We start from the raw sequence: 12,919 nt of genomic DNA, 5'->3' as shown, positions 1-12,919 counted from the left end.
GCGGGCGGGGGACCGGTCAGCCGGGGCTTTTCAGCAGCATCTTTTCGGCGAAGGCCTCGACCTCCCCTGCGCGAGGTTCCTTGCCGGTATGCGTGAGCAGGTAGGCCGGGGTCAAGAAAAGACGGTTGCTTACCGGCTCGACGATCTCGAGCGAGTAATAGCCGATCTGCGTGAAATAGAGCACGCGCGCCCGCACGAACGCTTCCGTCTCGGCATAACCGTGCCGTGAGAACATCGCCCGTATGGCGTCGACCCGCGTGTCGTCTTCCTCGTTGACGATCCGATGCACTTCGGCGGACTGGCGCGACCAGGCGCGCACGGCGAAATCCAGCCGCGGATTGAACAGCTTCTCATCCAGCCAGCACTCGAAGACATTGAGCACCGCCTGCGTGATCGACGTGGCCGGCCGTCCGGCCTGCTCGACGATGAAACGGGTGTTGTTGTTGCGCCAGTAGTCCAGCAATTGGTCGAGCAGGTCCTGGCGGCTCTCGAAGTACCAGTAGAAACTGGAACGCGAGACGTTCAGCTTCTGCCCGAGCGCAAGCACGCGCACGGCTTCCACGCCCTCGGAGATCAACGTCTCCAGCGCGAGGCTCATCCAGTCCTCGCGCGTCACCTTGGTGTTGCCGATCAGACCGGACCGCCGCACGACTTCATCAGCATTGGAATCGGAGAGCATAGCGTACCGGCCAAGTTTGAACGCCGGCTAGATAGACCTGAAACCACCACGCTACAACACTTGCACCTGTTCGAGCCACTCCCAGAGATAGGGAGCAAGGCCCCGGTCGACGTGGAGACGCACCCGATCGGGGGTGCCGAACCGGTAGAAGAGAACGCCGACGCCGGCGAAAAGAATCGAAGCCGAGCGGCTTGCCGCTGCCGGATCGAGCGCCGTGCCCCTGGCGATCAGGCGCTCCACATCCGACCCCTCGATCTCGAACACGTGGAGTCCGGCATCCATGACCGTGGCCGCGAAACCGGCCGCGTGCCAACCGGCGGCAACGGGGAACGGCTGTTCGCCGACGGCAAGGAGGCGGTCGCGCGCGATCCGCACCATGTATCTGTCGCCGCTGGCGATTGCGCCGGCGCCTACGCCTTCGCCGGCGAGCCTTGACGCCTTCGACCAGGCAGCGAGGTCGCCGCTGACCAGAAGCTGGTTCAGCCCGCCAACCGTCCGCACGCTGACGCTGCCTTTGCTGAGCGTGGCGCTCGCCCAGTCGGGCGCCGCCGGCCATTTTTCGGCAAGGTTACGCATGGAGCCGCCTCCCCTCCGGATCGAAGGCGCAGGGCGCGACAATCGTCGCCCGCCGCACGACACCCAGGTGTTGAACGTCGATGGTTTCGCCGTGCCGCGCCGCTCCCCGCTCGATGAGCGCGAGCGCAACCGGGCGTCCCAGGGTCGGGCTCCGGTAGCTGGAGGTGACGAAGCCGATGCTTCTGAGCCGGCCGTCGCGCTTCTCGACGCCATGCGCGCCGGTCGCCAGCGGCGCCTCGCCTTCGCGCAGCGCAAGGCCGACGAGCTGATTGCGGTCCGTGCTGTTTGCCGCTTCCGTGAAAAGCGAGCGCCGGCCGACGAACTCGCTGGCGCGTTTGGTCCGCGGTCCGGCGACGCCGAGATCGTGCGGCATTGTGGTTCCGTCGGTGTCCTTGCCGATGACGATGTAGCCCTTCTCGGCGCGCAGGATCATCAGCGATTCGAGCCCAAGCAGCACGGCGTCGAAGGCGCGGCCCTCCTGCCGCATCCTTGCCCAGAGCGCCTCCGCCCGATCGGCTCGGATTGAGATCTCGTAGCTGCGGTCGCCGGTGAAGGAGACACGCGCGATGCGCACCTCGTCTCCGGCAAAGCGGCCAGCGGCGACCGCCATGTGCGGCAGGCTGGCGTCATCCAGTGCCGCGCCCAGATCGAGCGCTTCGACGACCTGGCGCGCATTCGGACCCGACACCGTCAAGGTGGCGTATTGCGCGGTGGCGTTGTGGATATAGACCGCATCGCGGCCAAAGCGGTCCTGCCGCCACTCCTCGAGGCGCGCGTGGACCGCGGCGACATGCGAGGACGAGCAGGAGACGATGAAGCGATGCTCGTCGAGACGAACCAGGACGCCGTCATCGAAGACGACGCCATTTTCAGACAGCATGAAGCCGTAGCGGCAATGGCCCGGCTTCAGGGTCGACATGGTGTTGTAATAGATGAAGTCGACAAACTCGGCCGCGCGCGGGCCGATCACCTCGATCTTGCCCAGCGTCGAGCCGTCGAAGAGCGCCACGGATTGCCGGGCCCGCCGCGCCTCGTCCTGGATCGAGGCACCGGCTTCACCGCCACCATAGTAGGCAGGCCTCAGCCATCCGCCATATTCCTGGAACACGGCGCCTGCGGCGCGATGGTTTGCCTCCAGCGGCAGACGGCGGACCGGAGCGTGCATGCTGCCCCGGCGCGCTCCCGCAAGGCTGGCGAACGGGACAGGCGTGAAGGGCGGCCGGTAGGTCGTGGTGCCGACTTCCGCCATGCCGCGCCCGGTGATGTCCGCCAGCAGCGCTAACCCATTCAAGTTCGAGGTCTTGCCCTGGTCGGTCGCCATGCCGAGCGTGGTGTAGCGCTTCAGGTGCTCGACCGAGACGAAGTTCTCCCGCGCCGCCAGCTCGACATCCTTGGCGGTGACGTCGCTCTGGTAGTCGATCCAGACGCGACCCCTGGCCTTGGGCTTCGGCCACAGGCTGACGACGCCAAGCGTTGCTTCCGCTCCCGTACCGCGAGGCGCGGCCGACGACGAGCCGAAGTCGCCAACGGCCGCGACGCCGCCGGCCAAGGCCTCCGAAAGCGAGACCGTGCCGGCCACGGCGCCGGCGACGCCGATCCCGTCGATGGTTTCGCCGGGAATGAAGGCCGCCAGCTGATCGCTCCAGGCGAGCTTGCCTTTCGCCTGCGAGAACAGGTGCACGGTGGGTGTCCAGCCGCCGGAGACGAGAACGCAGTCGGCGGCAAGCACCGTGCTATCGTCCAGCAGGACACCCTGGACGGCGTTGCGACCGCGCGCCGCCGTGATGGTACGACCCGCCAGGACGCGAATACCGCCCTTCGCTTGCGCAGCGTCGTCGCGCCGGCAGTCGACCACCGTCACCGAAGCGCCGGCCGCGGCCAACGCCGAGGCCGGCTCATAGGCGCTGTCGTTGTTGGTCGCGACGACGATTTCCCGGCCGACAAGCACGCCATGCCGGCGCAGATAGCTGAGCGCGGCATCAGCGGACAGGATTCCGGGCAGGTCGTTGTTGGCGAACGGCACGGGCCGTTCGATCGCGCCCGTCGCAAGCACGATGCGGCGGGGCCGCACACGCCACAGCGTGTCCGGCCGGCCGTCGGAGTGGCGTTGGTTGAGCGCGACCAGATTGTGGTCGTAGAGGCCGAAAGCGGTCGTCTCGCTCAGCACCAGCTGGCCGCCATCCTTCAGCCTGGCAACCGTCGCCTCGACCCACGCCCTACCCTCGATGCCATCGACTTCGCCGGCGCGATGGCGCAGCGACCCGCCGGGATGCGCCCGGTCGTCGGCCAGCACGACCGAGTGCCCAGCCGCCGCCGCGCTGGCTGCCGCGGCAAGGCCGGCCGGCCCGGCGCCGACCACAAGGACATCGCAATGATGGTTGACCTGGTCCGAGACCTGACGCGGCTGCCAGTCTGGATCGACGACGCCAAGTCCTGCCATGGCGCGGATGCGCGGCTCGAACAGGTGCCAGTCCGGCCACATGAAGGTCTTGTAGTAGAAGGCGGCGGGCAGGAAGCGCGCAAAGCGATCCAGAACGGCGTTGCGGTCGTTCTCGGCCGTCGGCGAAGCGTTGACGCTCCTGACCTTCGTGCCTTCCACGGCTTTTACGGTCGTGGCGCGGGCATTCGGCACGCCGCCCGCCGCGCTCTCGACATCGACCAACGCGTTGGGCTCTTCGACGCCGGAGCCCCAGATGCCGCGCGGGCGATGATATTTGAAGCTACGGCCGACGATTGCCTGGCCACTCGCGAGCAAGGCGGAGGCGATCGTGTCGCCCGCGAAACCCTGCACGCGCCTGCCGTCAAAGGTGAAGCTCAGCGGATGGTCGCGATCGATGTCGCTGCCACCGGTTGCGAGACGGGAAGCGCTCATCGTCCGTGCTCCGCTTCGCCAAGCACGGACGAGCCGGACACCTTGTGATTGACGCTGTCGCGGCTCATCGCGAAGAACTCGCCGCAGGTCAGATGCACCCAGATCTCGCGGGCCGGTCCTTTCGGATTGTCGCGCATATGGAGATAACCGGCCCAGCGCTCGGCGGTCACATCACTGCCGTCTGGCCTCAGATTGCCGGCCTCGCCGCCATAATGGAATTCGCTTTCTTCGCGCGGCCCGCAGAAGGGGCAGGGAAAGAGCTGCATTTTGTTCTAAACCTTCAATGGGCAATGCCGGAGCCGGCGGCCTCGTCGATCAGACGGCCGCGGGCGAAGCGGTCGAGATCGAAGGGACGGCTGATGTCGTGATGCCTGCCGGTGGCAAGCAGATGGGCAAGCAGCGTGCCGCCGGCGGGAATCGCCTTGAAGCCGCCCGTGCCCCAGCCGCAGTTGAGGAACAGGCCGGGCAGCGGCGACTCGCCGATGATGGGCGAAGAATCCGGGACGACGTCGACGATGCCGGCCCATTGCCGCATCATCTTCAACTGGCCGAAGATCGGGAACATCTCGAGCATGCCGGCGATTACGCCTTCCAGCACCGGCAGGTTGCCGCGCTGGCCGTAGGACGGGATGCGGTCAAGCGCGCCGCCGATCACCAGTTCACCCTTATCCGACTGGCTGACATAGACGCCCGTGTCCGGCGAGATCACCACCGTGTCGATGATCGGCTTGACCGGTTCGGACACGCAGGCCTGCAGCGCGTAGGAATTGACCGGCAGCCGGAAACCGGCTTTCGCCGCCAGCACCGACGAATGACCGGCGACCGCCATGCCCGTACGCTCGGCCCGGATAGCGCCGCGCGAGGTGACGACGCCGCGGCAGCGCCCGTTCTCGATGATGAAGTCGGTGATCTCGCAGTTCTGGATGATGTCGACGCCGAGACGGCTCGCCGCACGCGCATAGCCCCAGGCGACGGCGTCGTGGCGGGCGGTGCCGCCGCTCGGCTGCCAGGTGCCGCCATAGACGGGGAAGCGTGTGTCCGGGCTGAAATTGTAGATCGGCACGACGCGCCGCACATCCTCGACCGAGAACAGTTCGCAGTCGATGCCGTTGACCTGGATGGCGTTGACCGACCGCGCGGCGGTTTCCATTCCCGCTTCGCTGTGCGCGAGGGTGAGGATGCCGCGCGCCGAAAACATCACATTGTAGTTCAGGTCCGTCGACAACGTCTTGTAGAGGCTGTGAGCCAGCCCGTAGATCGCCGCGCTTTCAGGGTAGAAGTAGTTCGACCGCACCACCGTGGTGTTGCGGCCGGTATTGCCGCCGCCGATCCAGCCCTTCTCGAGCAGCGCGACATTGGTGACGCCGTGATTCTTCGCCAGGTAATAGGCGGTGGCAAGCCCGTGCCCACCGCCGCCGATGATGATCGCGTCGTAGCGCGGTTTCGGGTCGGGAGAGCGCCAGGCCTTTTCCCAGCCGGTCTGGCCGGCGATGCCTTCCTTGAAGAGCGAAAGCGCCGAGTACTGCCTCGTCATGCGCGCAAACCGTCGTCGCAGGCCGGAGACGTCGCTCCACCGCAAGGACCTGGCCGCCGTGTCCCCAGCTCGAACATGTGCATCGATTGCCCCTTATACCTGCTTTGCTGTTGGTGCCGAACATCCCAAAGCAAAGCCGAGCGCACATCTAGCGCGAATGTACACCTGTGTCCATTCAAAGCGTATGACGGGCTTCAACGCCTTTCACAGATTTCGAAGATGTTCGATCCTGCAGGCGCCGGCTCGCTCGTCAGAGCCACTCCGGCACGCGCTCGGTGGAGTGAAGCGAAAGCGCCCGCAAGCAGGGCTCCCGGAGGCTGGAGCTCTTTGGTTGCGCCCGGCTCTCCTTGCAGGTTTCCGGTCTGGATATCAGGCGACCGCGTCGGCGCCATGCCGGCTTGTTGCTTCGGCGGCCTGCAGGAAAGCGGCGAGCTTTTCGTTGAAGATCGCCGGCTTCAGCAGGAAGGGCGCGTGCTTGCCGCCTTGGATGTCGTCCGGCTCGCCGGTCCACTGCTCAAGCTTCAATTCCCGGAAATACTGATGGTTCAGGAACGGATCGTCCGAGCCGTTCAGGATGGCGAACGGCACCGCACTCGAACGCAGGAACCGCATCTGTCGCGGCCAGTCGACGATCTGGAGCTTGCCCAGCGTGTAGGCGCGGGCGCGCCCGTCGGTCCTTCGCACGGCTCGGTGGAAGTGAAGCGTCTCCGCCGTCTTCGGGCCGGTCGTCGAAGCGGCGAAGTCGCGGCTCTCGGCCGGCGACAGGAAGGTCTTGCTCGCAAGAACGAAATGGCTGGTCGCGTCATAGGCGCGGCCGACATCTTCCGGAACGACCCTGAGCGGCGGCGTGCCCGAAATGGCAAGCGCCCGCACGGGATAGCCGCGGGCCGCGAGCTCGATGGCGATATACCCGCCCAGCGACCATCCGAACACAAAAGGGTTTGCCGCGCCGAGCGCCTTCAGCACGTCTTCGGCGACGTCGGCGAAGGCCTCGACGCTATAGTCCTTTTCCGGATCGGCATTGTCGGACACGCCATGGCCCGGCAGGTCGAAGGAGATGACCCGATAGCGGTCGCGGAGCGCCTTGAACTGGTTGGCGAACACCTCCTTGGCGGAGGAGTTGCCGTGGACGAGGAGAAGCGCCGGCTTGTCGCCGCCGGTGTCCGCAACGGCGATCCTGCCATGGCGGGTGGCGACCATCGTCTCACGCGCTCCGGTCATCGCTTCACGTTGGGCGAGACCGAAGCGGCGGCGCAGCCTGGCCGTCGTCTGCGAGCGCGCCACGTCGAGCGCTTCGCGAAGCGTCTGCAGCAATGCCCACAGCCCGCCCGGATAGAAGATCAGGATGACGATCAGCAACAGCGACATGATGATGTTGCGCCAGGCGCCGTAGGCGGCGAAGACCTCCGACACCATGGTCACGAAGAAGGCCGCAAGGATAGGGCCCCAGATCGTTCCGGCGCCGCCGAGCAAAAGCATCGAGAGCAGCAGGCCGAGCAGCCCGAGGCCGAAATTGTCGGGAGAGGCAACCCGCATGTAGGAGCCGTAGAAGCCGCCGGCCACGCCGCTCAGCGCCGCGCTCACCGTCAGCGTGAACAGCCGGGTGCGCGTTTCGGACATGCCGCGCGAGATGGCGTAATATTTGTGGTCGCGCATGGCCACGATGGCGCGGCCGAAACGCGAGCGGGTGATCTTGTAGAGGATGATGGTGGAGGCCACCAGCATCAGCAGGGCCAGGTAATAATAACCGACCTTGCCGCCGCGGTTGAAGCGGTAGCCGAAGAGCTCGAGCGCCGGCAGGCTCACCATGCCCGACGTGCCGCCGGTTATGTCGGATTGGCTGATGATGATCTGGTAGAGCACCTGTGAGGCGGCGATGGTCACCAGGATGATGTAGATGCCTGAAAGCCTCAGGATGGGCAGCGTTATGAGAGCCGCGACAAGCCCCGCGGCGATACCGGCGAAGGCTATGCCCAGCCATGGCGACAGGCCGAGGGTCTGGCCGACGAGTCCGAACGCATAGGTGCCAATGGTAAAGAGCGCGACATGGGCGAAATTGAACAGGCCGCCATACCCAAGGCTAAGGTCCCAGCTCGAGGCGACGATGCCGAACACGAAGGCCAGCACCAGGAGATGCCGCAGATACATGCTCGATGAAAGCAGCGGCACGAGCGCAAGCACGGCCAGGACGATCAGGACCGGGATCAGCCCGGAACTGCGGGCGAAGGACGGGCTGTACCGCATCAGACGGATTTCCTGTATCGGCCAAACAGGCCTTCTGGCTTGGCGACAAGCACGACGATCATGATGGCGAAAAGCACCGTCGGGCTCCAGTAGAGGCCGACGAGGTAGGTCATGACCGCCTCGAGCAAGCCAACGATGAAGGCCGCGTAGATCGGGCCGGTGAAGCGCGCGATGCCGCCGAAGATCACCACGATCAGCGCTTTCATCAGCGGGTCGGAGCCCATCGAGGGGTTCATGAAGCGGGTGGAGCCGATCAGGATGCCGGCCAGTGCCGCCAGCGCCGCCGACAGGCCGAAGGCGATCGCGTAGAGCCGCTCGACATCGATGCCCATGAGTTGCGCCGCCTCACGGTTCTGCGCCACGGCGCGCATGGCGCGGCCAAGCGGCGCGCGCTGCAGGAACACGCCGAGCGCCGCCAGGATGACCAGCGCCAGCGCCACCACCGCCATCTCGTTGCGGGATATGGTGATGCCGAGCATCGACATGTCGCCGCCGAGCAGCGGAGAGAGCTGCTTGTTGCGCGGCCCCCAGACGAGATTGATGACGTTTTCCAGGATGGTGGCGCCCGCGAGCGTGGTGATGACGGATTTCACCACGATGTCCGGGTTTCGTTCGAAAGGCTTGATGAGGAGATAGTAGACCAGCATACCGATGACGAACATGCCGATGATGGAGACCGCCGCCCCGGCCAGCAGGCCGGCGCCCGAGGCCTCGGTGCTGGCGATCTGCCAGGCAATATAGGCGCCGAGCGCAATGAACGTGCCGTGGGCGAAATTGAAGATGCCGAGCGTCGTCCACACGAGCGCCAGCCCGGTCGCCATCAGCGCATAGAGCGCGCCCAGCACGATGCCGCCAAGCAGGATCAGGTTAAGCGTCTCAAGGGTCAATGGTGATCCTCGCCGAACATCAGGTTCATGATCTCTTCATGCGTCGGCATGTCGGCCTTCTCGATGCGGCGCGAGATGCGGCCGTGGTCGAACAGGTAGAGCGTGTCGATCAGCTCCTCGAGGAAGGCGATGTCCTGATCGACCACGATCAGCGGCACGCCGGATTCCCGGATGGTCTGGATCGCCGAAGCGAGTTCCCCGCGCAGCTTGGGCGACAGTCCCAGCGTCGGCTCGTCGAGGATGAGTAGCTTCGGCGCCGCCATCAGCCCGACGCCGATGGCCACCATCTGGCGCTCGCCGCCCGAAAGGAAGCGTATCTTGTGGCCGAGCCGCTCGTGCACCCGGGGAAAGAGCCGGAAGACCTTGTCCAGCGTCTCCGCCGCATTGGCGCGCCCGCGGGAGGCATAGGGTGCGATCGACAGCGTTTCGGCGACGGTCATGTCCGGAAACAGCAGGTTTCCCTGCGGGACATGGATCAGCCCGGCGCGCGCCACCGCTTTCGGATCCATCCGGCGCCGGGTTATGGCGTCGTAGTTGAAATTGCGCCAGCGCCTGCTGCCGCGCGCGCCCGGACGGTTGAGCTGGACACCGTCGAAGAAAATGTCCCCATCCCACGGATCGATGATACCGGACAGGGTCCTCAGGAAGGTCGTCTTGCCGTGGCCGTTCGGGCCGAACAACCCCACGCTGGCGCCCTGCACCAGCGAAAGGTCGATCTTGCGGAAGATCTGCAGCGGCTCGTAGCCGCCATCGAGGCCCCTGACATCGAGGAGAAGCGTGTCCGTCATCGTGCCTGCCCCAGATAGGCTTCGACCACTTTCGGATCGGCAACGACTTCGGAGGGGAGCCCCTGGGCGATCACCCGGCCCTGGTCGAGGACGATAAGCCGGTCACAGACGGCCATCAGCAGCGGCAGGACGTGCTCGATGAGCAGGATGGCGATGCCGCGCCGGCGCAGCCCGAGAATGAGCGCCTTCATATGTTCGATCTCGCCGGGCGTCAGGCTCGACGCCGGCTCGTCGAGCAAAAGCACGCGCGGCGACATGGCCAGGGCGCTGGCTATCATCAGTATCTTGCGGAAGAAGATGGGGAGCGTTGCGGTCGGCGCATTGTGCAGGGTCTGGGGAAAGCCCACCATGTCGAGCACCCCGATCGCAGCGGCCTCATTCTCTTTCTGCCCCTGCCGCTTGCCACTATGCTCGATGGCCACCAGCACGTTGTCGATAGCGCTCAGCGAGGTGAAGATGCTTTCGCGCTGGAAGGTGCGGGCGATGCCGGAACGGCTCACCTCCTCCGGGGCCACGTTCTGGATTTCCCTGCCATCGAAAACGACGCGACCGCTGTCGGCCGGAAAGGGGATGTTGGTCAGTATGTTGAACAGTGTGCTCTTGCCGCTGCCGTTCGGCCCGGCGACGCCGAGTATTTCGTTCTCGGCCAGCGCAAAGCTGACGCCCCCCACGGCGCGCAAGCCGCCGAAGGACTTGGTGAGATTTTCGGCCGTAAGGATCATGCGAAGACTGCTTTGACGAAAGCGGAGCGCTGTTGGGCTTCGGCGCCGGGAAAAAGCGCCGGCGCGACAGGTCGCGCCGGCACATCGAACATTTCGGGTGCCGACCGGAAGGCTTCTGCTACTGCTTGATCCAAGGCGGAAGCTTGAAATCGCCAGTCGCGTATTTCTTCGGCCCGATCAGGAAGCGCTTGCCGTCCCAGATCTGGTAGAAGGTCACCGGAATGTGGTTCTCGTCCTGCACGGCAAGATGAGTCGCCTGGTCGAATTCGACCGGCCCCGGCGCGGCGTCGACCTTGGTTTCGCCGAGCGCCTTGCCGATCGCGTCGTGATCCTTGGGATCGCCGACCTTCTCCAGCGCCGCGAAATACATCTCCGCCTCTTCGTAGAGGGCCGAGCCGTAGACGCCGGAGGCGACCTTGAACTTGTCCTGGTATTTCTTCAGCACTTCCTGTCCGCGCGGCCAGCCGGGCGAGTCGATGGCGCCGCCGATCAGGTTGTAGAGGACGCCGTTCGACTGTTCCTTGGTCAGGTCGACGAATTCGGGCACCGACGGCGCGTATTGCAGGAACACCAGGCTCTGGGTCGGCTGTTCCAGGAACTGTTTCAGAAACAGGGCGGAGTTCGAGGGCTGATAATCGGTGTTGACCACGAGGTCGGGCGGGTCCTGCCGCACCTTGGCAAGGATGGCGCGCCAGTCGTTGACGGGGCCGAACGGCACCATCTCATCCACGGTCACGGTCCAGCCGGCGGCGGAGAAGGACTTCTTCATGCCTTCCGAGATGACCTTGGAATAAGGATTGTCGGACGAGATCATCGCCAGCTTCTTGCCCGCCGGCTTGAACTTGCCGTCGGCGATCAGCCCTTCCACCAGCGGAAGCACGTCCGTCTCGTAGCCCTTGTAGGACGGCGACAGCGACCAGCAGCAATTGTAGTTGCCCGGGTCCTTGCTCACGATGCCGGCAAACGAACCGGACGGGCCGGACGAGATGTAGGGCATGTTGGCGTCGGCGAAGAGATCGACCTCGAAGAGCGACAGGCTCGCATAGCCGGTCAGCACGACCTGCACGCCTTCCGTGTTGATGAGGCGCTGCGCCGCGCTGCTGACATTGTCGGGCGATCCGTCCTTGACGTCCGCCGAGACGATCTCGAACGTGTGGCCGGCCACGCCGCCCTTGGCGTTCCGCTCGTCGACGGCGAGTTCCACGCCCTTGACGAAGTCCGCGCCGTCGGAGGCCGAAGGTCCGGAAAGCGGCGCGAGCACGCCGATCTTGACGACGTCGGCAGCCGCCGCGCCCATTGCCGTGCCCAGGGCCGACGCGCTTAGCGCGCCGACAAGAAGCAATTGTCTCAGTAGTCCCCTCTGCATGAGATCATTCCCCATTTTTGCGATGTTCAGTCTTCGCGGCAGGCCCTTTTCAGGCATGACGCGCATGGTCAATCAGCCGGTCGACGAAGCCGACACAACGTTCGAGCTGCTCGACGGCGATCCATTCGTCGGTTATGTGCGCTTCGCTGTCGCGCCCCGGACCGCAGATGATGGTCGACATGCCGGCGGACTGGAAGATGCCGGCTTCGGACCCATAGTTCACGGCCGTCACCTCGTTGCGGCCGGCAAAACGTTTGGCAAGCGTTTCGGCGTGCGAGCCCGCGTCGGGAATGAAGGGCGGAACGTCATAGGCGATATTGGTCACCACGGCGGAGCCGGCGAAGCCTTCCTTCATGGCCGGAACGACCTTGCTGTCGCTGAACGCCCGAAACCTGTTCACCAGCGTCTCCAGCACGCCGCTGCGTGTGGCGCGGATGTCCCACTGGAAGGCACAATCGCCCGGTATGGCGTTGCGCGCCGTGCCGCCCTGGACGACGCCGACGCTCACCGTCGTGTAGGGCACCTCGAACGGCGAGTCGGCCTCGGGGGCAGAACGAAGTTCGTTCGCGTAGGAGCGCAATTCTCCCATCAGGTCCATGGCGTGGAAGATGGCGTTCACGCCGAGGTCGGGGCGAGACGAATGGCAGGCCTTGCCTGTCACCGTGGTGAGCAGGCCGGCGCTTCCCTTATGGCCGCCGACAACGCCCATGCCGGTCGGCTCGCCGACGAAGACGGCAAGCTGCGGCGGCAAGGTCTTCGCCATGTGCTCGATGATGCCGTGCACGCCCAGGCATCCGACCTCCTCGTCATAGGACCAGGCCAGATGGATGGGGGCGGCAAGCGGCTTCTCCAGCATGGCGGGTACGCCGGCCAGCGCGCAGGCGATGAAACCCTTCATGTCCGACGTGCCGCGGCCATAGAGCCTGTCGCCGTCACGCCACATGTTGAACGGGTCGCGCGACCACTCCTGCCCCTCGACCGGGACGACATCGGTATGGCCGCTCAGCACATAGCCCGGACGGTCGGCCGGCCCGATCGTGGCGAGCAGGTTGGCCTTGGTGCCGGTCGCGTCGGGGATGATGACGCTCTGCACCCCGAAACCGGCAAGGTAGGCCTTGATGAAGTCGATCGCCTCCAGATTCGACCGGCTGCTGACGGTGTTGAACCCGACCAGCCGGCCCAAGAGTTCGATCGCGGAAGAATGTGTCATTATCAGTCCTGGTTCGCCGGTTCGAAACAGCGGTGATTGCC

General features: G+C 65.4%; 11 protein-coding genes. All 11 read right to left on the bottom strand.

From position 1 onward, the window contains the following. Positions 1 to 16: 16 nt before the first annotated feature. A complete protein-coding gene (locus MJ8_RS05155) occupies positions 17 to 679 on the bottom strand; it encodes a TetR/AcrR family transcriptional regulator (protein ID WP_201413383.1) in 663 nt (220 codons plus the stop codon). A 51-nt stretch (positions 680 to 730) separates the two neighbouring features. Continuing rightward, positions 731 to 1,255 carry a hypothetical protein gene (locus tag MJ8_RS05150; RefSeq protein ID WP_201413382.1) on the bottom strand — a complete coding sequence of 175 codons (525 nt, stop codon included), beginning with the start codon at positions 1,253 to 1,255 and terminating at the stop codon, positions 731 to 733. Beyond that, positions 1,248 to 4,127 (bottom strand): sarcosine oxidase subunit alpha family protein, encoded by a 2,880-nt coding sequence (locus MJ8_RS05145; protein ID WP_201413381.1) that lies wholly within the window; start codon positions 4,125 to 4,127, stop codon positions 1,248 to 1,250. Before MJ8_RS05145 ends, MJ8_RS05150 begins: the two co-directional genes overlap by 8 nt. Then, positions 4,124 to 4,393, bottom strand: coding sequence for a sarcosine oxidase subunit delta (locus tag MJ8_RS05140; protein WP_201413380.1), 270 nt, complete (start codon positions 4,391 to 4,393; stop codon positions 4,124 to 4,126). Before MJ8_RS05140 ends, MJ8_RS05145 begins: the two co-directional genes overlap by 4 nt. 14 nt (positions 4,394 to 4,407) lie before the next feature. Then, positions 4,408 to 5,661, bottom strand: a complete 1,254-nt coding sequence (locus MJ8_RS05135) for a sarcosine oxidase subunit beta family protein (protein WP_201413379.1) — start codon at positions 5,659 to 5,661, stop codon at positions 4,408 to 4,410. 369 nt (positions 5,662 to 6,030) lie between these two features. Further along, on the bottom strand, positions 6,031 to 7,905 hold the full coding sequence (locus MJ8_RS05130) for an alpha/beta fold hydrolase (RefSeq protein ID WP_201413378.1): 1,875 nt from the start codon (positions 7,903 to 7,905) through the stop codon (positions 6,031 to 6,033). Next, on the bottom strand, positions 7,905 to 8,792 hold the full coding sequence (locus tag MJ8_RS05125; protein WP_201413377.1) for a branched-chain amino acid ABC transporter permease: 888 nt from the start codon (positions 8,790 to 8,792) through the stop codon (positions 7,905 to 7,907). The genes MJ8_RS05130 and MJ8_RS05125 overlap by 1 nt, the downstream gene beginning before the upstream one ends. Continuing rightward, a complete protein-coding gene (locus tag MJ8_RS05120; protein ID WP_201413376.1) occupies positions 8,789 to 9,580 on the bottom strand; it encodes an ABC transporter ATP-binding protein in 792 nt (263 codons plus the stop codon). Before MJ8_RS05120 ends, MJ8_RS05125 begins: the two co-directional genes overlap by 4 nt. Then, positions 9,577 to 10,302, bottom strand: a complete 726-nt coding sequence (locus MJ8_RS05115; protein WP_201413375.1) for an ABC transporter ATP-binding protein — start codon at positions 10,300 to 10,302, stop codon at positions 9,577 to 9,579. Before MJ8_RS05115 ends, MJ8_RS05120 begins: the two co-directional genes overlap by 4 nt. Positions 10,303 to 10,420: 118 nt before the next feature. Beyond that, positions 10,421 to 11,668 (bottom strand): ABC transporter substrate-binding protein, encoded by a 1,248-nt coding sequence (locus tag MJ8_RS05110; protein ID WP_201413374.1) that lies wholly within the window; start codon positions 11,666 to 11,668, stop codon positions 10,421 to 10,423. A 49-nt stretch (positions 11,669 to 11,717) separates the two neighbouring features. Continuing rightward, positions 11,718 to 12,878: an acetylornithine deacetylase gene (argE, locus tag MJ8_RS05105; protein ID WP_225248131.1), complete on the bottom strand. Its 1,161-nt coding sequence runs from the start codon at positions 12,876 to 12,878 to the stop codon at positions 11,718 to 11,720. Between the last annotated feature and the right edge of the window lie 41 nt (positions 12,879 to 12,919).

The sequence above is a fragment of the Mesorhizobium sp. J8 genome (assembly GCF_016591715.1).
In the GTDB taxonomy this organism is placed as follows: Bacteria; Pseudomonadota; Alphaproteobacteria; order Rhizobiales; family Rhizobiaceae; genus Mesorhizobium.
This window is presented reverse-complemented; position numbering and strand designations above follow the sequence as displayed.

Bases quoted from the DNA above. Each gene is read 5' to 3' on its own strand.
- MJ8_RS05155 (WP_201413383.1), bottom strand. From the start codon at position 679: ATGCTCTCCGATTCCAATGCTGATGAAGTCGTGCGGCGGTCCGGTCTG.
- MJ8_RS05150 (WP_201413382.1), bottom strand. From the start codon at position 1,255: ATGCGTAACCTTGCCGAAAAATGGCCGGCGGCGCCCGACTGGGCGAGC.
- MJ8_RS05145 (WP_201413381.1), bottom strand. From the start codon at position 4,127: ATGAGCGCTTCCCGTCTCGCAACCGGTGGCAGCGACATCGATCGCGAC.
- MJ8_RS05140 (WP_201413380.1), bottom strand. From the start codon at position 4,393: ATGCAGCTCTTTCCCTGCCCCTTCTGCGGGCCGCGCGAAGAAAGCGAA.
- MJ8_RS05135 (WP_201413379.1), bottom strand. From the start codon at position 5,661: ATGACGAGGCAGTACTCGGCGCTTTCGCTCTTCAAGGAAGGCATCGCC.
- MJ8_RS05130 (WP_201413378.1), bottom strand. From the start codon at position 7,905: ATGCGGTACAGCCCGTCCTTCGCCCGCAGTTCCGGGCTGATCCCGGTC.
- MJ8_RS05120 (WP_201413376.1), bottom strand. From the start codon at position 9,580: ATGACGGACACGCTTCTCCTCGATGTCAGGGGCCTCGATGGCGGCTAC.
- MJ8_RS05115 (WP_201413375.1), bottom strand. From the start codon at position 10,302: ATGATCCTTACGGCCGAAAATCTCACCAAGTCCTTCGGCGGCTTGCGC.
- MJ8_RS05110 (WP_201413374.1), bottom strand. From the start codon at position 11,668: ATGCAGAGGGGACTACTGAGACAATTGCTTCTTGTCGGCGCGCTAAGC.
- argE (WP_225248131.1), bottom strand. From the start codon at position 12,878: ATGACACATTCTTCCGCGATCGAACTCTTGGGCCGGCTGGTCGGGTTC.